The sequence below is a fragment of the Actinomyces graevenitzii C83 genome (assembly GCF_000239695.1).
GTDB classification, from domain to species: domain Bacteria; phylum Actinomycetota; class Actinomycetes; order Actinomycetales; family Actinomycetaceae; genus Actinomyces; species Actinomyces graevenitzii.
This window is the reverse complement of the sequence record NZ_JH470338.1, coordinates 1,700,906-1,723,870: the sequence shown is the minus strand read 5'-3', so window position 1 is coordinate 1,723,870 and position 22,965 is coordinate 1,700,906. Positions and strand designations below refer to the sequence as shown.

Genomic DNA, 22,965 nt, shown 5'->3' with positions numbered 1-22,965 from the left:
CTCTATTCGACCCCTAGTACCAGGTAGTTCGGGTATGCCGGGTAAGGCTCCACGTAGAAGCCGGTAACCTTCGAGCCACGCAGGAAGGAGTTGCGGCGGTAGGCCAACGGCACTGCGGGGGCGTGCTGGGCAATCTGCTTGTCGACGGCGGCCCAGGCAACCTTGGCCTTGGCCGGGTCCAGCTCAGCTGAGGCCGCGTCAATAGCCTTGTCGACGGCGTCATCCTTAAAGCGCGAGGCGTTAATGCCACCGTTACCGATCTCGCTGGAGGCAAACAGCGGCTGTAGGTTAGCGGCCGGGCTGGGGTAGTCCGGGTTCCAAGACATTAGCGTCAGGTCGTAGGAGGAACCGTCAGAGTTAGTGGAGCGCTCGCTGGCGGTGTCGGTTTCAACCGGGTCAATGCGAACCTTGAAACCGGCCTTGGTCAGCGACTGCTGCACTGCCTCAGCCACGGCCACCTGGGCCTGGCCGTTGGGGGTGAGCAGCACCAGCTCGGGCACGTTCTTGCCGGCGATCAGCTGCTTGGCCTTGTTTACGTTGTAGGGGTACAGGTCGTATTCCTTGCGCCCCTCAATGCCGGGGGTGATGTAGGTGGTGGCCTTGAGGCCACCTAGCTGACCACCCAGGGCCTGCACCACGGCGTCCTTGTTGACCGCGTAGTTGATGGCCTGACGCACAGCCAAGTCCTTTACACGCTCCGTGTTGATGGCCAAGTACAGCAGCGGGCCAGCGCTGGAGGTAGCCAGGCGGGCCTTAGCCTTGGGGTTGGCGGTGATTTCCGCTAGCTGAGCGGCGGCCACGCGCGAGGAGCTCATGGAGGTGGCAGCCTCACCGGCGTCAGCAATGATGGACTTGTTAGCTACCGATTCATCCTGACCCAGCTTGAATACCACCTTGTCGGGCAGGGCGCTACGCAGCGGGTCGCTCTTGGCCTCCCACTTGGGGTTGCGCTCCAGGGTCACCGAAACACCCTGCTTGTAGTCCGCCACCTGGTAGGGGCCGGAAGCTACCGGCTTACGGGTGTAGGTGGACGGGTCGTCACCGGTGGGCACGGGCGAGAAGGTGGGGGTGGACACTACCCACGGCCAGTCACCGTAGGGGCGCACCAGCTTGAAGGTAATGGTGTAGTCGTCGGGGGTGCCGATCGAGTCCAGGTGCTTGCCGTTGTAGGGGCCCTGGTAGTTCTTACCACCCTCTAGCAGGGTCTTGTGGTAGCCCAGACCACCGGAAAGCGAGGGAGCAAAGGAACGCTCAATGCCGTACTTGATCAGCTTGGTGGTGATCTCCTGGCCATTTTGCATCTTCAGGCCCTTCTTAATGGTGAAGGTCCAGGTCAGGCCATCTTCAGAGACCTTACCGGTGTCGTTGGCTAGGTCACCAACCAGTTCAACCGGCTTACCCTCAACCAGGCGCAGGCCCACTAGGCGGCGGTGTACCAGCGGCAGGGAGGTGATGGGCAAGGACTGGCTCTTGGCCGGGTCCCAGTTAATGTCGGTGGAGGAGCTGAGTACCGTCAGGGTGCCGCCCTTCTTAGCGTTGGCCGACGCCGCAGCCCCCACCTTGTCCGAGGAGTTGGCGCCACATGCGGCTAGCACCAAACCCATAGCGCCCATACCGGATGCGCTTAGCAGACCACGACGAGAAATATTGGCTTTAACCCAAGCCGGAGCCGACAGGTTCTGGGACATTTCGAGTCCTTTCTTATGGTGCTTAAACCTGTAGTTGTTTCTACTAGGTTCTACTCGCTCAGGCGAGAAATCTGTGTGTTACGGAAAGTAGACGGTAGCTGTAGCTGCGCGCCGGTTTGTGAAAGTAAGTTCCAGGTTCAGATACGCGGATCAACTAAAGTAGCGACGGCGTCGGCAATTAAGTTCGCGACCACCACGAATGCCGCTGCTACTAGGGTAACTCCCATGATGACCGGGATATCTGTGGTGCCCACAGCATCCATTAGTAAGGCTCCTAGTCCCTGCATGGAAAATACTCGTTCAGTAATCACCGCACCACCCAACATAGACCCAAAATCTAGGGCGAAGAAGGTAATGATGGGCAGAGCAATGTTGCGCATGACGTGGCGGCCAATCACTACCCGCTCAGGTAGTCCCTGGGCGCGTAGGGTACGCACATAGTCTTCCTGGAGGTTATCGAGCATGTCTGAGCGCACCAGGCGCGCATACATGGCGGCGGAGATAATCGCCAGTACGGTCCAGGGCAGCACCAGATGCCACAGCCAGCCCACGAAGTCTTCAGTTAGCGGCACATACCCGGCCACCGGCACCATATCTAGGGTGAAACCAAAGATTAAGATGCCCAGCAAACCAATCAGGTAGGTGGGGGCGCTAACCCCAAAAACTGTTCCGGCCATGATGAAACGGTCAGTGCGTGAGCCTCGGCGTAGCGCGGAAATAATTCCGGCACCTACCCCAACTACCAGCCAGAGCACGGCGGCACCTACAGCAATAGACACTGTCACCGGCAGGCGACTAGTGATTAGTTCGCTCACTTGGGCGTTGAGACGGAAGGAGTAACCCAAGCAGGGCGCGTTGCAAACAATCATGTCTGCCCCGCTACCGAAAGTGCGGCCAGTGAAAATCCCGGACAGGTACTGCCAAAACTGGACATACCAGGGCTCATCTAGCCCCATATAGGCTTGGGCGCGCGCCAGGTTCTCAGCAGTACAGGGCTTGCCACAAACCAGCAGGGCCGGGTTTGAGGGCCACAGTGAGAAAATCGCGAAAGTAATTAGGGTGACGATTACCAGCACCAAGATGGATTGGAAGGTGCGGGAAATTAAGAAACGAGTCCGTCCCATCACTGCTCTCCCGTCTTGGGGTCCAGTGCGTCGCGTAGCGCGTCACCAAACATGTTGAAACCCAGCGTTACCAGGAACAGGGCGGCGCCCGGCCATAGCAGATACCAGGGGTCAGTGTTTACCCAGGCCACTGCCGAGCCGATAGTGCGTCCCCATGACGGCGTCGGCGGACTAACCCCTACCCCCAGGAAGGACAGGGCAGCCTCCGCACCAATCTTGCCGGGGATAGAAATGGTGGTGAAAACAATCAGGGTGGAGACCAGGTTGGGCATGATCTCGCGGCTAAGGATGCGCCAGTTGCTGGAACCCATGGCCCGGGCTGCTTGCACGAAGGTGCGGTTACGCAGGCTCAGGGCGTGTGAGCGCAGTACGCGGGCGGTGGAGGTCCAGCCCAGGATGCCGATGATGGCGATCATTACGGGTACGCGCGGCACATTGGAGGGGATCAGGGCGGAAACCGCAATCATGAACACCAGGTGCGGAAAGCCCATGGTGACGTCGGTTAGGCGTGAGATGAGCCCATCCCACCAGCCACCCAGGTAACCGGCGCTAACTCCCAAGATAATGGCGATCAGTACGGAAACAATGGTGGCGCCCAGGCCAATGGTGTAGGAGGTGCGCGTCCCTTCCACCACAATGGCTAGCAGGTCGCGCCCGGTTTGGGGCTCAACTCCTAGCGGGTGGGCCAGGCTGACACCGCCCATGAACCCTTTAGGCACGCCAGAATCATCCAGCAGCTGTAGGTGGTATTCGGTGGCGGAAATGCCTAGGGCTTTGGTGATCCAGGTGGCCGTCAGGGTTACTAGCGTGGCGACGACGACGATCAGCCCGCCAAATAGGCCCCATTTGTCACGTTTAAGTCCGCTCCAGACATAGCTGGCGCCAAATTGACGTTGTGGTCGGACGGCTTCTTCTGTGTGCACTTGGCACCTCACTTAAAGGTTTTAGGGTTGGAAAATTGACTGTGGCCATCAACGGCAACAGCACATACACATCCCGCAAACCTGGGTCACTAGACCGTCTCCTTTAAGTGGTTAGTCATTAAAAGCTGACTAAGTTGTTGAACTGTGAATAACGTTAGCCTGTGCTAAAACGTGCTGACAACCCATCTATCGCTTTTAGTGCCGCTATTCACAGATTAAACCCGGTGATTTACCGGTAAAAATGCGCCCCGCCGGGGTTGCCGACGAGGCGCAAATAAGTTTCAAAAACCGCTTTATTCTGGGCCAAACTCACTGTCTAGCCGGTCGCTTTGTTCGTCGCAGAACTCTAGCGCCGGGTGGTCTCGATATTTGGGACTGTCCAGCATGGCGCGGATCTTGGCGATAGCGGCGCGAGCCTGCTCTACCTGACCTAGCGCTATGTGGCAGCGCACTACCATGGCCATGGCGCGCGGGGCCTGGTACAGATCCTCGTCGCTCATAAAGCTCTCATAGGAGGCCTGGGCGTGTTCTAGACACTGGCTAATTTCTTCGCAGTTCCAGCAGATCACCGCGAAGTCGTAATGCCACGAGCCCATTTCGTATTCGGGCAGGTAACGCGGGCTGGCCGGCTGGGCCTGGGCTAGTTTGCGGGCGCGCTCCATCAGCTCAGCGGCCCGGTCAAAGTTGGCGCGGCGCTGGGGCAGGGTGGGGTTTTGCACCAGGTCGCCGGCGGCGCGGCGTAAGGTGCGTTCACAGTCAATGCACTCGTCAGGGGTTTTTAGCTCATAGCCATCAGCCAGGCGCATCAAAATCCCAAAGGCGCGCGTAAACTCGTCGTTTTCTTCGCAGCAGCTGGCCGCATACTCCAAAGCGCTCTCCCAGGCTTTGGTGTTGCCTTGGGCAGCCTCAAATTCGGCGGTTTTTTCGAAGTTGTCGGCGGCCTCCCCCAGCTCACCCATGGCCATTTGTACCTGGGCTAGGGTACGCACAAAGTGGTGTCGGATAGCCGGCAGGTCACGCGAGTCCAGCAGGTTTAGGCCAGATTCAATGATTTCAGCGCTCTCTAGGTAGCGCCCATCTTGACCTAGCGCCTGAGCCAGGAACAGCAGGGAGGTTAACGCCCGGTCCATCTGCCCCAGGGTTAGGCACACGTTAACCATTTCGCGGCACTGGCGCACAGCTTCTTGGTATTCACCCATGGTCACACTAGCCCGGGCAATCACCAGGCGAGCGTTTAGCACAATGCGCGGCGGGCAGGGGTCATAGCGGCGCATTAGCTCATCGGCTAGAGCGCAGGCGTCATATACCTTACCGATGGCGCGCTGATATTCAGCCAGATCAATATCCAAAATGTCTTTGATCTGCATAACCGAGCTACCCCGGTCAGTAGCCAGGTTCAGTGGGCGCTGGGCAATGGTGCGTCGTAGCTCTAGGCACTTCGCGGCTAGGTCTTTGTCTTCTAGCTGCAGGGATGTGCCAATTAGACTGCCGGCAATGGAAAACAGGAAACTGTCAAAGTCCTTTTGACGCTCGCGCTCTTCACAGCCTCGCTCAACCATATCGGCAGTAAGCAGGTAGAGGCTTTCTAGCTTCTGTTGGCGTTTGGTGCGCTTGTCGACATTTGAGTCTTCATCCCCGCTCATCTGCTCTAGGCTCAGCTCAGAGTCAATGTCGGAGATTTCAAATGCCACCAGGTAGGCTTCGTCAAAAGCTACCCGGCCGGCGCGCTTGTTTTTGAGCTTGGCTAGCAGGCCGCGACTGGCTTCCTGGGTGTTTAGCCGCTCTAGTACTGCTTCACGCGCCCGCGCCCGCCAAGTAATGGCTCCTTGGGGGTCTAGCAGGGCAGTGTGAATGCCGGCTAGAGACACGTATTTAGCTACTGGATCAATGTCCATAGCTTCAATGGCTTCAGCGTAACCAGGGGTGATTAGCTGGTCCATCAGGTATTCAAATTCCAGGTCAGTGCCGATATCAAAGAACTGGGCGATGTAGCGCTCCATGGCCTGGTTGACGTCAGCCACCGGCTTAGGGCGACGCAGGTCTACTGCCGGGTAGGGGGCTAGTTCGTCATCTTTGAGGGGGCTGAGTTTTTGGTTGGGGCGTGCGGGGGCCTCAATGGTTTCCAGTCCGCCTTTTTCACCAAGGGCGACGCCGTCAGGCAGTTCTTCACCGATCTCTAGCAGGTCTACGCCCAGGGAGGCGAAACTGTCGTCGGCATCGCCTAGGTTTTTGAAGGTTTCGCGCTCTAGGCGAGTGCGGGTGGTGTCAGTGAAGAAGCTGTTTTGGTTGCGGGCGTCGAATTTTGCGGCCAGGTCGTAGGCCCACTGGGTGAGGCCTTCGTATAGCTGCGCCATGGTGGTTTGGGAGGTAATTTCCATTCCCGGGCACCACATGTTTTTGGTGTCGACGTCGATACTAACTAGCCCCTGCCCTTGCCCGGCTGCCACTGATTCGCGGGCTACCAAAGCTGCGCCAACTAGTAGCTCCCACAGGGCGTAGGCACTGTCTACTGCCTTGATTAGGGGCAGGGTTTCGCGCAGGGCTCGCAGGCCGCGGGCGAGGTGCCCTGATAGGGCCAGGTATTGCAGGTGCAAACCTAGTTTGACGGCGTTGCCGGGGTCGCGGCGCGATACCCGGTAGGAGCGTAGGTGTGCATCCCAGGCGTCCTTGGGCCGGTTAGTGTAGAGCATGGGTAGCAGGGCCCGGGCCTGGGTGGCTTGAGGCTGGTCAGCGCACCCGAGGGTGCCGCCTAGCACTGGGATGGTGGCGCTCAGGGCTAGCTGCCAGTCTTCGACGGCGGTGGCGTAGTCCACCTGAATTTGCAGGTCGCAGGCGGGGCAGTCAGAAAACTCGTCGGTGGGGGTGGCGCGCCAGGCGGTTAGCTGCTCATAGGCCAGATCTAGTTCACCTAGGCTCTGGTACATCCACACCCCGATGCCGTACACCGTGTGGGAGCTAAGCCCCTGCTCATGGTAGAAGTCGCTAAATTGCTTAAATAGAGACTCAATCTGAGAGCGTTTAATATCGGGGTTTTTACACACCATTTCAATGATCCACTTGTACTGCCAACGCAGCGTATCCAAGCGCTCCTCATTGAAATATTCGGGGTGGTTTTTGTACAGCGCCAGGCACCAGGAGAAAGGCGCCATAGCTTTCCAGCGTTCACTACCTTGCACATAGGCCTCAACTAGTAGCTGGTGGGCTTCTAGCTGCAGGGCAGTGTCATCAATGCCCAGTGAGGCACTGGCGGCCTCAGCTGCCGCAGTGATGCGTGCCCGGCCGTAAGCCAGGGCGTAGACATAGTCAAGTTGCTGACGAACGTCGTCGGCAGTGGTCATGATGTTCCTTCCCGGCCCGCTAGTTGGCGTTAACCCTGCAACGCCATATCTAGCAAAGCCCCCAGGGCTTGCGCCGCCCAGGCACGTTCTTTGGGTCCTAGCGGTTGGCGCCCAGCTAGCAGGCATTGCACATATAGGCCGCGCAGTACTTGGCTAGCGATTTTCTCATTGGAGCCTACCGCCACTAGGCGCGCCACTAGAGAGTTGGCGCGGTTAAGCACTAGTCGCGGAGGGCGTGAATTAGCAAATGGGTCAGTTACGCCCAGTAGTTCTTGCCAGATGCTGTCAGCGTTTTCGCGCGCAGTTTTAGCTACCTGGCGTTCTGCCAGATCCGGGTCTGGCAGGTACAGGGCTGGCATGGTGGCTGGCTCGAAGCGACGTAGCACTACTTCGCAGTCTGCCGGGTTGATAGCGCGGGCAGCTACCAGCATCAGGTCTAAAGCTTCAGCTTCTTCTGCCGGCGAGGCGTTTTGGAAGGCATCTAGCAGGTCACCGGGGTCTACCAGGGAGATATTCACGCTCTTACCAGACACTGTCTGGTTGCGCATAAAGGCGCCCAGCACCTCGTCCTCATAGGCGTAGCCAGCGTTTACCAGCACCAGTTCTTGGCTGGCGGCCACATCCGCCAGCGCCCGGTACTGATCCACGCTGCGGGTGTAGCGCACCGGTTTGTCCATTTCGGCTAGTTCCACCAGTGTGCGCGGGCCTAGCGTGGTCTGGTAGGGCACGTACTTAGACACTAGGTCCAGCATGTAGTCGTCAGTTAGGGCCACTGAGCGTAGGCCTACCGCGTGGCTGGCCACGAACTCGTTAAACGTCCCCGGGGCGTGCTTAGCTAGGCGCTCTAGCCAGGTGCGAATGCCAGTGCCTACCGCATTGGCGGTGTCGTGTAGTAGGTCGTCGTCGGCTAGCTGCTCACGTGATGCAGTTAGCCGCAGGTAATCGGCGTCGGCCACCACCCGCGCAAAGTAAGCCCACTTGGGGGCCAGCCCCTGGGCAGAGCGCGAGACCAGCATCCGCTTGACGTAGACGGTGTGGCGCGAGTCGTTGGCGCTTACCCCATCAGGGTTAATAGCCACCAGTCCGTGCAGCCCCGAGCCGGGAATCTCAATTTCGAGAATCTCAGAGGGGTTAAAGCCTAGGTTTTCGCGGCACCAGCGCACCTGCTGCTCACGCGGCAGTTCCCAGGGGGCTTTGGCATTGCCGTGGTGGGTGGTGCGTCCTTGGGAGCGTACTTCAATCTCTACCGGCAGTAGTGAGCCAAACTCGTCAATCAGCGAGCGCACTGTGTCTGGCTCCATCCACACTTCGCCGGGCAGGGCGTGCAGGGTGATTACGGTGCCGCTTTGGCGCAGTACTCCCGGGTCGACGGCGTCGAGCACGTCTACGCTGTAGGTACCGTCAGTGTGTCCCTGCCAGTGCACGGTGGGAGCGTTGGGGTCTTTAGCTGAGCGTGAGCGCACATCAATTTCAGGGCTGACCATAAAGCAGGACAGCAGCCCGATACCGAATTGGCCCAAAAAGTCTGAGCGGGCCAGGCCCAGCTCGTCGCGTTTAGAGGAGGCACCAATGGTGGATAGGAGCGTGCCCGCCTCCTGCTCGGTTAAGCCAATGCCGGTGTCGGCGCAGGTGAGGGTGTTGCCTTCAATGGTGAAAGAGATGCGGGCGGGGGCCTGCGGGTCTAGTTCGCGGCGCGCAGAGATAGCATCCACGCAGTTTTGCAGTAGTTCGCGCACATACACGCGCGGACCGGAGTAGAGGTTGCGCGAGAGCAGATCTACCATGCCGCGTAGGTCTACTTGGAATGTGGACATCAGTCAGCTTCCTGGTTGGGTTCCAACCCTAGGTCGAGGCGGGCTGTGCGCAGGGCGTCTAGGGTAGCGTCGAGCATGGTGTAGATGTAGCTGCTGAGCTGCTTGCCGTTGGCACCACGCCCTACGGGAATTACAAAGTCTGAGCGTATTTGTAGCCCGGTATCGTCAGCTTCGCTGTAAAGGGTGGGAAACAGGGCGTTTTCGTTGTAGTAGCAGCACACGGAGTCTAGGCGTGAGCGGTTTTCTTCGCTAACGCTCATGTCGACGTCGTACAGGCCGTGCACGCGCAGCAGTCCGGCGCGGGTGATCTCCATAATCACGCCAAAGCCACCGAAACCGCTAACCACATACTGGCGTTCGCCGTCGCCGTCTATGCCGTATTTGTAGCCTTGCTGCTCATACCATTCGGTGATGCGCTCCACCGTTACCGGCGGGGTGTCTTGGTCTTCAGGATGTTGCCACCAAGCCATTATTCACTCTCCCCCATCAGCTCTGGATGCTCCGTACTTAATTCACGCAAAGCACCTTCTGTGGCGGCAATTGCCAAGTCCATGAATTCATCCAGCTGGGCGTCACTCATGCCTTCCATGATGATTCCGGCCACTGCCGCCCGCAGCACCGGGGTGTCGGTGTTGCGCCCGTAAATGCCCAGCTGCGGCATGAAACGCTTGGCGTTTAGTTCGTTTACATAGGTTTGCAGCAGCGCGGCGTCGGTGCAGGTTAAGTTAGCTTTCCAAACCGCACGCACCCAGATGAAATTGTCGTGTTGTAACCCGATCACTACGGTACACACGGCAAAGTTAACTGAAATAATTCCCGCACTGTCGACGGTGTATTCCAGGCCCGCATTTTCCAGCCAGGTCTTCACTCGCTCCTGGTTGACCTGCGGCTGTGCACTCATGGCCTACCCTCCAAAATCTATTGGTGTCCATCTTTTCACACTGGGGGCGTTGGCGCTAATTTTTTCGTTCTTGGCGGGTACAAGTCCCCATAAAGTCCCTAGAAAGCAGCAGGGAGATACCCGCAGGTACCTCCCTGGTTACTAGCCGCTTGGGCTTTAGAACGCCGGAATGTAGATCTCTACGCGGCGGTTGGCTTGACGCCCAGCTGGGTTGTCGGAGCCGTCAGCGTTGGTGTTGTCAGCTACCGGCTGGGTTTTGCCGTAACCGTGGGTTTCCAGGTTGGCGCTGACGCCGTCGGCTTTGAGCTGGGTGGCGACGGCGGAGGCGCGCTTTTCGCTCAGGTCCTGGTTGAAGGCGTCGTCACCAATGGAGTCGGTGTGACCATTGATCTGTGCGGCGGGCACCTTAGCCTGGTTAAGCACAGTGGCCAGCTTAGCCAAAGTGGCTTTAGCTTCGGGGCGCAGATCATATTTACCGAAGTCAAACAGCACGCCGTCTTGCAGGGTGATTACCGTGCCGCAGCTCTTGACGGGCTTGAGGCTTTCAACCTTGGGGAATTTACCTACCTTGGCTACCGGGGGTAGCTTTTCGGCCTTGACGCTTTTCCCGTTTACTAGGGCAGTGCCATCACCCTTGTTAATGATGTTCAGCGTGGCAGAGGTGTAGGTTCCGCCGCCGTCACCGTTGTTGTTGTACTTAATGTTGTTTTTGGTGTCCTCGTAGGTGCCCGAACCGGTGGAGGAAATGTTGATCTTAACGCCGGTTTCAGAGTTGTCGTAGGTACCCGAGCCGTCTGCAGAAACGTTGATACTTAGGGTCTTGCTCTTGTAGGTGCCTGAACCATCGGAGGAAATGGTGATGTTTTCGCCGGTTTCAGAGTTGGTGTAGGTGCCTGAGCCCTCGCCGCCGTAAACGATGCTAACTGGGCCTTCAGTGATGACGCCGGCGCCGGCGCCACTGTTAATTACGGAGCCACTGTCGCTGCTGGTTACGCCTGCACCAGAGCCGCTAAGGATAGTGCTGCCGGAAACCACGCCATTGCCATCGCACTTGGCGGGGCTGACGCTAATACCAGGAACAGTGCTTAGCTGTTTGGTGCTTTCAATTAGGGCTTTATCCGAGTTTTGCGCGAATACGCCAATGGTGGGAATAGAGAAAACCGGTACGGCCGGGATTTCACCGGCCTTGAGGCCGGGCACAGCAGCCGTTGCGCTGGCGCTGGAGCTAGCAGCAGATTTTGCACTAGCCGTGGCTACCGTGGTGGGTTTAGCGGAACTTTCCGCAGCAGGCTTGGTGTCTGAGCCGCAGGCCCCAAGTGCAAATAGCAAAGCTAATGGTGTAGCAACCAGGGCAAGGCGACGATGAGCGGTGTCTTGGTGTTTCATATGTTAACCCTACGTGAGCTACGCGTAAGAGTTAACCCAAAGCGTGCAAGTAGGCCAAAACCCCATGACTTTACCGGGTAAACGTCAGGATACATCCAGTTTTGGCTAAATTCGTGCCCCCGAGACGATTCGAACGTCCGACACCCGCTTTAGGAGAGCGGTGCTCTATCCCCTGAGCTACGAGGGCATTACACGAGCTAGTTTAGCAGCTGTATACACAGCGGCGTCACCCGCCTTGCGGCGGGTGACGCCAAGTTAAGGTGATGACGACCGTTACCGGCTATCTATGCTATGCACGCGGCCAGGGAGTGTTCCCTCGCCGAGCCGGCTCCTCACGTACACGCTGAGGTACTACCAGCACTGGGCAGCTTGCGTGACTGAGGACGGCTTGAGAGGTGGAGCCAAGCAGGATTCCAGAGAAGCCGCCGCGACCGCGAGAGCCAACCACAATCAGGTCTACCGCAGTGGAGAACTCAGCCATGAGTTCTGCTGCGTTCCCATCTAGCACGTGCCGGCGCACGCGCACATCCGGGTAATCCTTGGTAACTGCAGCGATCGTACGATCTAAGCCTGCACGTAGATCGTTAACAACTTCTTCATGGTCTACAGCAGCCGGTAGCCAGGCCAGTGCGCCTGAGCCAGCCGCGATGGGTACGGCAGCGATGGCGGTGAGCTCTGCATTCCACAGGTGCGCGGCCACTACTGCAGCATTTAGCGCCTTGCGGGACGAGTCAGAACCGTCAACACCCACCACGATGCGTCTTACCGGAGTGAAGGCCGATCCCTCTTTGTGTTGAGGTACAACCGCCACCGGGCAGTGGGCGTGAGCGGGAAGCGCTGAGGAGACGGCACCTAGGAGGCGGTCAGCAAAGCCGCCACCACCACGAGTACCTACCACCGCGAGGCTAGCCTCACGGGAGAGTTCCACCAGCACCCCAGTGGGATCGCCAGTCTCCAGCGCACTGGTTACCGGCACATTGGCCTCACGCACAATGGCTTCGGCCTCTTCAATAACTTTTTGGGCACCAGCCCGAATTGCACTGTCGTCAATGCCGGCATATCCACCATCTAGCGAACCTGCCGTGAACGAAGGCAAAGAATACGCACAAACTAAGTGCACACGAGCACCGGAGTGCGCCGCGTGTTGTACTGCCCACCGCAGGGCTTCCAGCGACTCTAGCGAGCCGTCTACGCCCACGAGGACAACATTGTCTGTGGTCATGGTCGACACCTTCCTAACTACGATTCACCTGAAGGCATGGGGACCAACATGCCTCTCAAGTGAGGTATACGACACTTTACCGCACTTATTTGCTATTTGCACCCATAGAGTTTGCGCATTTTCAGACATCTATGCAGATCAAGAGCATTTTTGTAGCAAACTTAGTGGCATGTAGCAAGCTTTGTAGCACTTGCACTATTGGCAGTATTTGCGCGGCTTTACGCAGCAATCAATAATCCACTAAGTCAGTTGCTCATAACATAGCCGGTCAACGTTAATGTGTTGACAAACACATTCTTGCGGGCACTCATTTTTGGTTACGCCCCCATAGGTCTTTAGCCCTATTTCCGACGTCGTCGCTCACCTTCCAGCGCCGTGACCAGCTCCACAACGTTAGTTACCAGCCCTACCGGGCAGATATTGCCGCAAGCGCCCCGCTGACGCCATCGTCAGCCCACCTACCGGCGCCATCGCCAAGCACCCTGTCGGACGCCGCCATAAGCCCGCCTGCCAGCGCCGTCGTCAACCCGCCTACTGCCCCTTACAGTCAGGGCCAGAGCTGGGCAGAGCAGCTGCAGTTGAGCGGCACGGGCAACAAAAAGAGGGCCCGCAGATGCGGACCCTCCCTACCGTAGCTAAATTCAGGAAATTCGCAGGTAAGTAGCACCGGCGTAGACAGAAGCGTACTGCACACCGATGGATTCGTTGGCGGCATCTACCATCATGCCGTTACCCATGTAGATACCTACGTGACCCGGCCACCACACAACGTCACCGGGGCGAGCCTCGGAGGCGCTGACGACGGTACCAGCGGCGCGGATACCTTCACTCTGGTGGGGCAGGCTTACACCGAACTGGGCGTAAACGTAGGAAACCAGACCGGAGCAGTCGAAGCCGGAGGGGCTAGAGCCACCCCACACGTAGGGCACACCCACGTACTGCATGGCCAGGGCGGCCACGGAAGAAGCATGAGTGTTAGCGGTCGGGGCGGGAGTTTCAGCCGGAGTGGCGGCAGCAGAGCTAGAGCTGGAGGACTCGCTCTCAGACTCGTTCTGAGTAGCGGTAGTGGTCTCTTCCTCAGCCTCAGCCTTGTCTTTATCTTTGTTGGTGTCAGCGGCAGGGGTAGCAGTAGCGGCGGGAGCCGGCTCTGCCTTCTTCTCAACACTTACACCGGCCTGAGCCGAAGAGTCAGCGCTCCACTGAACGTCACCAGAGACATCGAGAGCAGCGTTAGTAGTTACGGCTTCGCGTGCATCAAGAGCCACGGTGGTAACAGAGGCGCTCTTGAGAGTACCTGCACTGTTCGCGGCCTGGGCGCTGGTGCCGGACGCGGCCACACCGGAAGCAACCACAGTAAGAGCGAGACCCGAGGATGCAGCGACGGCTAGGGAGCGACGCACCATGGGGGAGGCACCGACCAGCGAGTTAAGCGGGCGGGCTGCCTTACGGTGGCGCGCAGTGGACGTCTTAGACATTGGTTTCTCCTGTTTGAGCCTTACGGGGCTACCTTAGCGGAAATTCCCGCCAAACGCGCATCGCGTCCAGATAGCTCCGGTCCCGTTAGCCGGATCTGTTTCCACTTCGGCCATAACGGGACTTGGCTCTGACCTCCGCGATCGCAAACCGGTATGGTTCGCGACAGGTAAGACTGTAGCCCAACTTCCAACTAGTTGTCACAGTAAGGTAACACTTCTTGATGTAGCCAGGGTCACAATAGTAAACTTGGTTCCCGTTTTTTCCGCGCCATACCGCGGTTTTGTTTCGAGCTGTCAGCTTAGAAATTGCTCTTGTGATTTGCCGCCAGTAACCATGATTTATTCAACTTTTAGAACAAAAAGGCGACGACGTAGCCCTACCTACGTCGTCGCCTGACGGTGGCTGAGCTGCGCACTAGCGGCCCAGCCTGCCCTATTATTTATCAGCCTCGGAAAATGAAGGCGTGACGCGCGATGGCGTCAGTTAGGAAGATACGCGCACCCGCGTCGGTGGTGACAATGACGCCGTGAGCATCGGTGCTGATATTTACCGACACTCCCGGGGCAATGCCGGCCTTGTTAATCTCGGTAAAGACCTCTTCTCGGGCCTGTACCGGCTCACCTAGGCGCTTGATTACGCCGCGCTGCACTCCCCGACGACGTGCCTCTTCTACGCTCATCTCGTCGGCTGCCGGGGCGGGACGCTGCTCGCCCGCTTCAGGAATGGGGTTGCCGAAGGGATCTACGCCCGGGTCGTCTAGTACGGCCAATAGGCGCGCCTCGACGTCGTCGCTCATTACGTGCTCCCAGCGGCAAGCCTCCTGATGCACCAGATTGCGATCCAGGCGGATCACATCTAGTAGCAGTCGCTCAGCTAGGCGGTGCTTGCGTACTACTTCAGTGGCGCGATGGCGGCCAGCCTCAGTTAGTTCAAGCGAACGGTCAGGAGCTACATGGATTAGGCCGTCACGCTCCATGCGGGCCACAGTCTGGCTAACTGTGGGACCAGAATGGTCTAGGCGCTCCACAATGCGTGCGCGCAGCGGCGTGACGCCGTCCTCTTCAAGCTCGTAAACCGTCTTGAGATACATTTCGGTGGTGTCGATTAAGTCGCTCATGGTGTAACGCGGGGACCCTTCGGGATGGTGCAGTTAAGGCAGCTTTGATTACAAACCTCATCCAACTGAGGTCAGGCTATCACCACTAGGTTTACTGAGGCACTCCTAACCCGCCTAGCACCGCTTTAACTGGTCATCTTGTGGCGAAATAATGCCGTTTTCGTTGTCTGCCTCACCCTGGTGCACGCGCACGGTTTCCACAAAAGGCGCGTGACGCAAATACTTAAGGCGAATATTCCAGGCTTTAAAAGCCCATAGGGTAACCAGCAAGGCCGCTGTCATTGAGCTAATTCCGCCAGCTATCAGTGCGGCGCGCGGCCCAAAAGCATCCGATAGCCAGCCCACCACAGGTGAGCCGATCGGCGTCGCCCCTAGCAGCACCATTACATATAGGCTCATTACCCGCCCACGCACTGCCTCCGGGGTAGTTAGCTGCACGGTCTGGTTGGCGGCGGTAAGCAGGCTAAGCACAAAGAAACCTACCGGGATAGAAGCCGCCATGAAGGTGTAGTAATTAGGCATCAAAGCCAAAATGCAGGTGGTTACCCCCAGCCCCAGGGCGCCAATAATCACCAGGCGCACCCGCGCATCTCGGCGTCGGGCCGCAACTAGCGCCCCGGTAAGCGAGCCGATAGCAAAGGAGCTAGAAACATTGCCGTATGCGTCGGCCTCCATATGGAAGGTAGAGCGCACCATGGCCGCTAAGGTAACCGGGAAGTTAAGGGTCATGGCGCTAACGACGGCGACCACCACCATAATCACCAAGATGTCGCTGCGTGAACGCAGGTAGGCCACCCCTTCACGGAGCTGACCGGGTTTGGGTTTAGAACGCTCCACCTCGCGAAAGTGACGCCTGGGGGTCAAGATCAGCGCCGCCATCGGCATTAAGAAGGTCAGCGCGTTGATGCCAAACACCCAGCCTTCACCAACCCAGTTAATAACCAAACCAGCAAAAGCGGGGCCAATCAGGCGGGCCGCGTTAAAGCTGGTGGCGTTTAGACCCACCGCATTAGATAGCGAGCCAACCGGCACCATGGAAGCCACAAAAGTTTGGCGCACCGGGGCGTCGTAGGCGGCCACCACCCCAGCCAGCGCTGCCGCCACATACACATGCCACAGCTGCACCTGGCCACTGATCACATCCACGGCCAGCAGGGCGCTAATTAAACCCATTAACCCCTGGGTGCATACCAGTAATTTACGTGGATTAACCCGGTCGGCCACCACCCCGGCGTGGGGCGAGAACAGCAGGGAGGGCCCAAATTGCAGGGCGCTAACCACACCCACTGCATAGGCGGAATCGTTAGTAAGTGTGCGCAGCACCAACCAGTCTTGGGCGATGCGCTGCATCCAGGTGCCGATATTGGCAATCAGGGCACTAAAAAACCAGATGCGATAGGCGGGATATTTCAGGGATGCGAAAGTTTCTCTCACGTAAAAGCTAGCCTCCTTAAGGTTCTAAATTTTACGCCTGCCCCCGTCCCCGCCGCGTCACCACTCACCCCAGCCGCGAGCGCCCATCTCCAGCCGCCCTACCGCCCTGAAAACTGAAGGTAGCAAGTAAAGCCGCGAGCGCCGTCGGCCCTAAACAACCTGGCAAAACCCAAAAGCGCAACCAAAAGGGGCGCAGCCAAAAAGCCACGCCCCTTTATATATAGGTCTTATAAGGAATCAGCTGACACCCAAAATGGCCTTAATGGGGGCCAGGGTGAAGTACACCAGGAACAGCACCGCAGTCAGCCACATCAGCGGGTGAATCTGCTTTACCTTGCCGCGAGCCACAGCCAGCACCACGTAAGACAGGAAACCAGCACCAATACCGTTAGTAATGGAGTAGCTGAAGGGCATCATGGCGATGGTCAGGAAGGACGGGATGGCGATTTCCAGGTCAGTCCAGTCAATCTCAGCCACCTGGGTCATCATCAAGAAACCAACGATTACCAGGGCGGGTGTGGCCGCCTCGTAGGGAACCATGCTTACCAGCGGGGCAATGAACATTGACAGGAAGAACATGCAGCCGGTAACCACACTGGCCAAACCAGTACGGGCGCCTTCACCAACACCGGTGGCGGACTCAATATAGGAGGTGTTGGAGGAAACGCCACCTACACCACCAGCAACTGCGGCTAGAGAGTCAACTACCAGGATTTCGCGGGTCTTGGGCGGGTTGCCCTCAGAGTCCAGCAGGTCACCTTCAGCACCGACGGCGATCATGGTGCCCATGGTGTCGAAGAAGTCGGCCAGCAGCAGGGTGAACACCAGCAGGACTACCGAAACAATACCGACCTTGTCGATAGAACCCAGCAAGGAGAACTTACCCAGGGTTTCAAAGGAAGGCATAGCAAAAGGCGAGCCGTTGAGGTGCGGCACGGCCAGAGACCAGCCGGTCTTGTTCTTTTCAGCATTGAAAGCGCCTAGGTGGGCAACAGCTTCAATGATGACGGCCAGCACGGTGGAGGAAAGAATACCGATCAGGATGGCGCCACGAACCTTACGCACCATCAAAATCAGGGTTAGGAATAGGCCGAACATGAACACCAGCGTGGGCCAGCCCTGTAGCGAGCCACCCAGGCCGAGCTCTAGCGGGGTGCCACCCTGACGTACCACCTTGGAGTCGATCAGACCGATAAGCGCAATGAAAAGGCCCAGACCAACACTGATAGCAGTCTTGAGCTGGGCGGGAACTGCGCGGAACACGGCTTCACGGAAACCAGTTAGCACTAGTAGGAGGATGACTACACCCTCAATCACGATTAGACCCATGGCGTCGGCATAGGTCATGCCGTGCATACCAACCAGGGTATAGGCCACCATGGCGTTAATGCCCAGACCAGCAGCCAAAGCTAGCGGGTAGTTGGCTACTACACCCATCAGGATGGTCATAAGGCCGGCAATAAATGCGGTACCGGAAGCGATCTGGGCAGTGGTGCCCAGCGGAGCGATTCCGTCGTGGGGAGTGCTAAGGATAAGCGGGTTGAGCACCAAAATGTAGCTCATAGAGAAGAAGGTAACCAGGCCACCACGTACTTCGCGGGCGACGGTGGAACCCCTTTGGGAGATCTTAAAGAACCGATCTAGCGGACTTAGTTGCGCGTTAGTAGCGCTTGCAGTACTCACCTACCCCATTTTGACTTTTGCGTCCAGAAAAGGGCAATATCGCCATTAGAGAACTAAATCACAGCAAGTTTTGCCATCGGAGAGCTTAGTAGTATGCAGTTAGCGCCTAAGCGCCCCGAACTACCTGGTGACCGGCTTAAGGAGAGGCTATGGGGATCTACGAGCAGCTTGCTGCTGAGCACGCGCAGCGTGAGCGCGCGCAGCGTGAGCGAGCCCAGCAGATGGCCGCCATGGCCGCCCGTGAAGCCGCCATGCGCGAAGCGGCCCAACGTGAGGCCGTCATGCGGGCGCAGCAGGCACAACTAGCCCAGGCGCAGCAGGCTCAGGCACAACGAGCACAGGCCGCCCGCGCCGCTGCGGGACGTACTGCAGCCCAGCGTGGCACTGCCACCAATGCCGCTGCCGCCCGCGCCGGCCAGTATCCGCGCTATCTACAGGCCCCTGGCTCGACGGCGCCCGGCTACAACCCCGCAGCTCCCGCCGCCCCAGCGCCCAGTTACCCCACAACTCCAGCGCCCGGCTACCCCGCGCAGTTTGCGCCGCCAGCCCCCCAGTCTGCTGCCCGCGCTCAGTCTGCTTCCAAGGCTGGCCGCCTGCGTCGCAAGCTCTTTGGCGGCAAACGCCGCGAGCGCACAGCCGACGCCAACCAGTTAGCAAACCGCGTCGTCGGCAATGTAGCTAATGGCGCCCAACCGCCCTTAATGGCCCCGCCAGCCCCTCAGCAGCAGAGGGCTCCTCAACAGAAGGCGCCTCAACCGCCAGCTCCACAGCAGGCCCCTCACTCAGCGCGTTCTCAACAGACTATGCCTCAGCCAGCGCATCCCCAAGCTGCACACTCCCAAGCTGCGCACTCCCAGCCAGCGCACTCCCAGCCAGCGCACTCTCAACCGGCCCGCCCGCAAGCTGCGTTTGCGCAGCCGCCGGCCCCTCAGTCAGCGCCTTCTCGACCTGCGCACTCTGGCCCGCTAAGCCCGACAGCGTCAGCCAATATCCCGGCCCCGGCGCAGGCCCAAATTCAGGCCGCAGCCCCGGCCCCAACACCCGCAGCCGCAGCCCCGGCACAGCCCCCGGCCCCGCTTCCGGCAGCCTCGGCATCGGCTGACGCCCCGGCGTCGGCCATTAAGCGCTTTAAAGCGCTATCCATTAAGCGCAGCCCTAAACCCAAGGCGCCCATCCCGGCGCCGGCAGATAAAAACACTGAGCACAATCTGGCGCACTATAAGTCCCTGCCCACTGTTGGCCCCGAAAATGTGGACGCGCTGCACCTAATGGCTGTGGGCACCAGCATTTGGGCCCTGGCGGCGGTAGGGTTGTCTATTTTGCTGGGTGCCACGGCTTCACGCTCGGCAGCTTTGGAAATTTGCCTGTGCGGAATTGTTATTGGGGTGCTCGGTATGGCTTGGGGTGGCGTGCACGAATATCGCAAAGCCCTAGGTCGCGGCCCGTTAAGTGAGGATAACAGCACCCCTGTCGACGACGTCGCTGCCGGCGAGGCCCTCAGCCTGCGTTACCGCGATATCTAAGCCGCACCAGCCTCACGGCCCCAGCTGCGCGCCGCCCAGCCGCGCGCCGGCGCTTTTAGTTGGCCGGCTCTACGACCTCTACCGCACCCTCATCCACGATAGGTGCGTTGGCAGGCCAGGCCGTTTCTCGCTCGGGCACGTCAGTTTCTGAGTGGGCCCCGCAGCCGTGATCCATGGAAACCACCTGGCCGTCGTCGGGAGACCAGGCGTTAGCGCACACCCCAAACAGGCGACGCATGGGTCCATCAATGCGCATCAGGAAACCGCAGCTAGAGCAGTTGGCGTGAGCGCGACGTACACCGTTGGCAGTAGGGCCGTGATCACCCTCGTACCAGCGCTGGGCGGCGGCGGCCAGGCCCTGGGGTGAAAGCACCCGGGCGCGACCCAAGTAGAGCTCATCAATGGCCACGGCGTCAGCTACGGCGTCGTCGGTGGACTGCCAGCCGGGCTGGAGGCGCTCATCTAATTCTCGAAAGGGCAGGCGGTCACCACGGTTTACATCCGAGGGCTGCAGGCGCTGCTCCCAAGGCACCCAGGCAGGGGCTAGTAGCGCATCCTCGCCGGGGGCTAGGTCTAGCTCGCAGATAGTGGCCTGGCGGGCTCGCGAGGGGCGCGCCACAGTCACCTGCCAGCGCCAGCCGCGATAGCCGGGCAGGTTGCATTCAAACAGGTGGGTGACCATGCGCTTGCCGGTGGGAACAGCCCCGCTATAGTCACCGACGCTAGCCGGGTCGGTAATGTCAGCTAGCGCCATGCGAGCTACCTCAATTACCTGCTCGCTACACAGCACTTTGTCTTTGGCGGCGGCCGCAGCCTGAGCGGCGGTGGGTGCCGCCCCTAAACGTTGATCGGTCACATGGTTTAGTCTACGACGCTTTGCAGGACCCGATAGGCGCGGGCCTTACGCAGCAACATACGTGCAGCTGTGCGACCCATGGCGCAGGTGATGGCGTCAATGCGGCGCCCCTGGGCTAGTACGTCGTCGGCTTGGCGCTTGATCTCAGCCTCATCTAGGCCCGCTTGGGCGCCGTTTTCCTTGGCCCACACATATAGGCGCTCGGGCACAACTTCGGGGTGCCACTGCAAGCCAAGCACGCTGCCTAGGCGCCAGGCCTCAATGGGGCAAGCTTTTGAGCTGGCCAGCAGTTTGGCTTGCGGGGGTAGTGCGACGACGGCGTCGTTGTGGTTTACGGGCACGGGCAGTTGGGTGCCCTCATTGGTGGCTACATCCGCGCGGGCACTAGCGGCGTCACCTTGGGCGAACATTTCCGCAATAGCCTCATCTTCCTGGCCGGCTTCGGTGAGGAAGACACTGGCCAGGCCGCTCTCACCCTGTCCGGGGGCGGGGCTAGCTACCTGTCCACCCAGGGCGCGGGCGGAAAGCTGGGATCCCAGGCAGATACCAAACACCGGCATGGCGTGGGCGTAGGCCTCACGCACCAGCTGACTGAGCGGCTCTATCCAGGGGTAGTCGGCGCCGTCGTTAGCACCCATGGGACCACCCAGAATAATGATGCCGTCACTGTTTAGCTCACTGTAAGCTGGGACCGGCTGATCTGCACCTAAGTCAATGGTGTTAAGGATTGCTCCCTCAGAAGCTAGCCACTGTCCAAACCGCGCAACGCCAACTGTAGACGCAGGCTGGAAAACAGTGAGGACTGGAGTCTTATTAATCGCGTCAGTGATTGAGGAATCCTGGGACATAGTGCCTATGGAAGCACGTTAACAGCTCTAAGGGAAATACTTTCTCAATGAATGGCGCGTCTCATTGGCTCCTGACATAGACTACGGAGGGACGCCGAACAGGCAGGAAAGACTATGGGAACCGCTTTATTTATCTTCATAATTGGGGCTGTGCTAGCCGCCATTGTGGCGCTTAGTACTTCCAATTCGAATATGCGTAAACGTATTGAGGCTGCCCCCACTGCGGGTTTGCGGCCCGGGGTGGATCTAAACCAGCTCGATGCGCAGGCTAACTCTGCGCTGATGGCTGCCGACGATCTGGTACACAGCGCCGATCAGGAGCTGGCTTTTGCGCAGGCACAGTTTTCTAGTTCTGAAACTCAGGATTTTGCTAAGGCTATCGATAACGCCAAGGCAGAGTTGAGTCGGGCTTTTGAGCTACGTCGCCTGCTCGACGACGATAACCCTGAGACCCCGGTGCAGCGTCACCACATGCTTAATGAGCTGCTCGATCGCTGCCAGCGGGCCACTAACGCCATTAAGTCCCAGGAGCAAAAGTTTGCTTCTAAGCGCGATACATTAGCCAATATTCCTGACACCCTCTCGCAGCTAAATATTCAGATCAACGAAGTGCACGTCAGCATTGAAAACGCCCGCTCTCTGCTAGTTGCACTATCTGCCACCTACCCGGCTGAATCGCTAACTTCTGTGGCCGACGCCCCTGAGCGCGCCGCTAAACTGTTGCAGGCCGCGCAGGTGACTGCGGCCCAGGCTAAAGAAACCTATGAGGCCGGCAATAGTGTGCTGGCACTTGAGCAGATTCGCTTGGCTACTTCTACCGTCACCCAGGCTGGTGAGCTGGCTAACCAGGTGATGGCTACGCGTTCCCTGCTGGAAAATGCGGCCGCTAACTTAACTGCGGCAATTACCTCTATTAGCTCTGACATTGAGGACGCTAAGCGTCTAGGTCAGCCTAATGGGCCCGTGCCCGCAGCAGTGCTTGACCCGCTAGTGGCTCGCGCTCAGCGTGCCATTGCCGCCGGCCAGCGAGTGCTGAGCCAAAGCCAGCTAGACCCGGTGGCCCCGCTTAATGAGCTCACCGCCGCTGAGGCTGCTTTGGATAATGCCCTAGAGCAGGCCCGCAGTCAGGAAGAGGTACATAACCGTGCCCGCGCCGGCCTTGACCAGCGCTTGGGGCGCCTTGACGCTTCTATTGACGCAGTTACCAATATGATTTCTACGGCCCGTGGTGCGGTGGGGATCGCCGCCCGCACTGACCTGGCTGAAGCCTCACGCCTGGCGTCTGAGGCTAAGCAGACTATTAAGAACGATCCGGTGCGGGCCGGGCAGGCTATTGGTCATGCCGAGCAGCTTATCGGCCGCGCCCAGGGCCAGGCCCAGCGGGACATTAACCGTTTTAACGCCAATCAGCCGCGCGCTATTGGCTCCAGCGGAATCGATATGGGCACCATGATGCTAGGTGGCATCCTGCTGGGTGACGTAATCGGAAATGTTACCCGTAGTATTGGTAACCATGACTGGGGTGGCGGCCCGAATTTCGGCGATTCCGACATAGACTTCGGCGATTTTTTTTAAAAAATAATCGTCATCTCCGTGCTACCTTGCCATTAAGCAGGCAATAAAACGAAAGGT

Annotated in this window: 17 protein-coding genes and 1 tRNA gene; 2 read left to right on the top strand and 16 right to left on the bottom strand. The window is 58.8% G+C overall.

Annotated features, from left to right (window positions below):
• Positions 1 to 2: 2 nt before the first annotated feature.
• The 14 genes from HMPREF0045_RS07290 to HMPREF0045_RS07225 form a co-directional block, all read right to left on the bottom strand.
• Complete coding sequence (locus HMPREF0045_RS07290) at positions 3 to 1,688, bottom strand: ABC transporter substrate-binding protein (protein ID WP_005986980.1); 1,686 nt, start codon at positions 1,686 to 1,688, stop codon at positions 3 to 5.
• 137 nt (positions 1,689 to 1,825) lie between these two features.
• Positions 1,826 to 2,812, bottom strand: coding sequence for an ABC transporter permease (locus HMPREF0045_RS07285; RefSeq protein ID WP_005986979.1), 987 nt, complete (start codon positions 2,810 to 2,812; stop codon positions 1,826 to 1,828).
• The gene (locus HMPREF0045_RS07280) at positions 2,812 to 3,735 is read right to left on the bottom strand and encodes an ABC transporter permease (protein ID WP_005986978.1); all 924 of its coding nucleotides are present in this window, start codon (positions 3,733 to 3,735) and stop codon (positions 2,812 to 2,814) included. The genes HMPREF0045_RS07285 and HMPREF0045_RS07280 overlap by 1 nt, the downstream gene beginning before the upstream one ends.
• Positions 3,736 to 4,028: 293 nt before the next feature.
• Positions 4,029 to 7,073, bottom strand: coding sequence for a hypothetical protein (locus HMPREF0045_RS07275; RefSeq protein ID WP_005986977.1), 3,045 nt, complete (start codon positions 7,071 to 7,073; stop codon positions 4,029 to 4,031).
• A 29-nt stretch (positions 7,074 to 7,102) separates the two neighbouring features.
• A complete protein-coding gene (locus HMPREF0045_RS07270) occupies positions 7,103 to 8,887 on the bottom strand; it encodes an HSP90 family protein (RefSeq protein WP_005986976.1) in 1,785 nt (594 codons plus the stop codon).
• The gene (locus tag HMPREF0045_RS07265) at positions 8,887 to 9,357 is read right to left on the bottom strand and encodes a YbjN domain-containing protein (protein ID WP_005986975.1); all 471 of its coding nucleotides are present in this window, start codon (positions 9,355 to 9,357) and stop codon (positions 8,887 to 8,889) included. Before HMPREF0045_RS07265 ends, HMPREF0045_RS07270 begins: the two co-directional genes overlap by 1 nt.
• Entirely contained in the window at positions 9,357 to 9,788 is a 432-nt protein-coding gene (locus HMPREF0045_RS07260) for a YbjN domain-containing protein (RefSeq protein ID WP_005986974.1), read from the bottom strand. Before HMPREF0045_RS07260 ends, HMPREF0045_RS07265 begins: the two co-directional genes overlap by 1 nt.
• A 156-nt stretch (positions 9,789 to 9,944) precedes the next feature.
• Complete coding sequence (locus HMPREF0045_RS07255) at positions 9,945 to 11,174, bottom strand: OmpA family protein (RefSeq protein ID WP_005986973.1); 1,230 nt, start codon at positions 11,172 to 11,174, stop codon at positions 9,945 to 9,947.
• A 114-nt stretch (positions 11,175 to 11,288) separates the two neighbouring features.
• Positions 11,289 to 11,361 (bottom strand) — tRNA-Arg (locus HMPREF0045_RS07250).
• 102 nt (positions 11,362 to 11,463) lie between these two features.
• Positions 11,464 to 12,396 carry a universal stress protein gene (locus HMPREF0045_RS07245; RefSeq protein ID WP_005986972.1) on the bottom strand — a complete coding sequence of 311 codons (933 nt, stop codon included), beginning with the start codon at positions 12,394 to 12,396 and terminating at the stop codon, positions 11,464 to 11,466.
• Positions 12,397 to 13,037: 641 nt separating this feature from the next.
• Positions 13,038 to 13,871 carry a C40 family peptidase gene (locus tag HMPREF0045_RS07240; protein WP_005986970.1) on the bottom strand — a complete coding sequence of 278 codons (834 nt, stop codon included), beginning with the start codon at positions 13,869 to 13,871 and terminating at the stop codon, positions 13,038 to 13,040.
• Positions 13,872 to 14,314: 443 nt separating this feature from the next.
• The gene (locus tag HMPREF0045_RS07235) at positions 14,315 to 14,989 is read right to left on the bottom strand and encodes a metal-dependent transcriptional regulator (protein ID WP_005986967.1); all 675 of its coding nucleotides are present in this window, start codon (positions 14,987 to 14,989) and stop codon (positions 14,315 to 14,317) included.
• A gap of 114 nt (positions 14,990 to 15,103) precedes the next feature.
• Complete coding sequence (locus tag HMPREF0045_RS07230; RefSeq protein ID WP_005986965.1) at positions 15,104 to 16,423, bottom strand: MFS transporter; 1,320 nt, start codon at positions 16,421 to 16,423, stop codon at positions 15,104 to 15,106.
• Between the two features lie 237 nt (positions 16,424 to 16,660).
• On the bottom strand, positions 16,661 to 18,106 hold the full coding sequence (locus HMPREF0045_RS07225) for an NCS2 family permease (protein WP_005986964.1): 1,446 nt from the start codon (positions 18,104 to 18,106) through the stop codon (positions 16,661 to 16,663).
• A gap of 149 nt (positions 18,107 to 18,255) precedes the next feature.
• On the opposite strand from HMPREF0045_RS07225, the gene HMPREF0045_RS07220 reads away from it, so the two are divergent.
• Positions 18,256 to 19,629 carry a DUF2530 domain-containing protein gene (locus tag HMPREF0045_RS07220; protein ID WP_005986962.1) on the top strand — a complete coding sequence of 458 codons (1,374 nt, stop codon included), beginning with the start codon at positions 18,256 to 18,258 and terminating at the stop codon, positions 19,627 to 19,629.
• Between the two features lie 55 nt (positions 19,630 to 19,684).
• Here HMPREF0045_RS07220 and HMPREF0045_RS07215 read toward each other — a convergent pair whose 3' ends face one another.
• A complete protein-coding gene (locus HMPREF0045_RS07215; RefSeq protein WP_005986960.1) occupies positions 19,685 to 20,485 on the bottom strand; it encodes a DUF3027 domain-containing protein in 801 nt (266 codons plus the stop codon).
• A 5-nt stretch (positions 20,486 to 20,490) separates the two neighbouring features.
• A complete protein-coding gene (locus tag HMPREF0045_RS07210; RefSeq protein ID WP_005986958.1) occupies positions 20,491 to 21,333 on the bottom strand; it encodes a type 1 glutamine amidotransferase in 843 nt (280 codons plus the stop codon).
• A gap of 114 nt (positions 21,334 to 21,447) precedes the next feature.
• On the opposite strand from HMPREF0045_RS07210, the gene HMPREF0045_RS07205 reads away from it, so the two are divergent.
• Positions 21,448 to 22,908, top strand: coding sequence for a hypothetical protein (locus tag HMPREF0045_RS07205; protein ID WP_005986956.1), 1,461 nt, complete (start codon positions 21,448 to 21,450; stop codon positions 22,906 to 22,908).
• Positions 22,909 to 22,965: the final 57 nt, after the last annotated feature.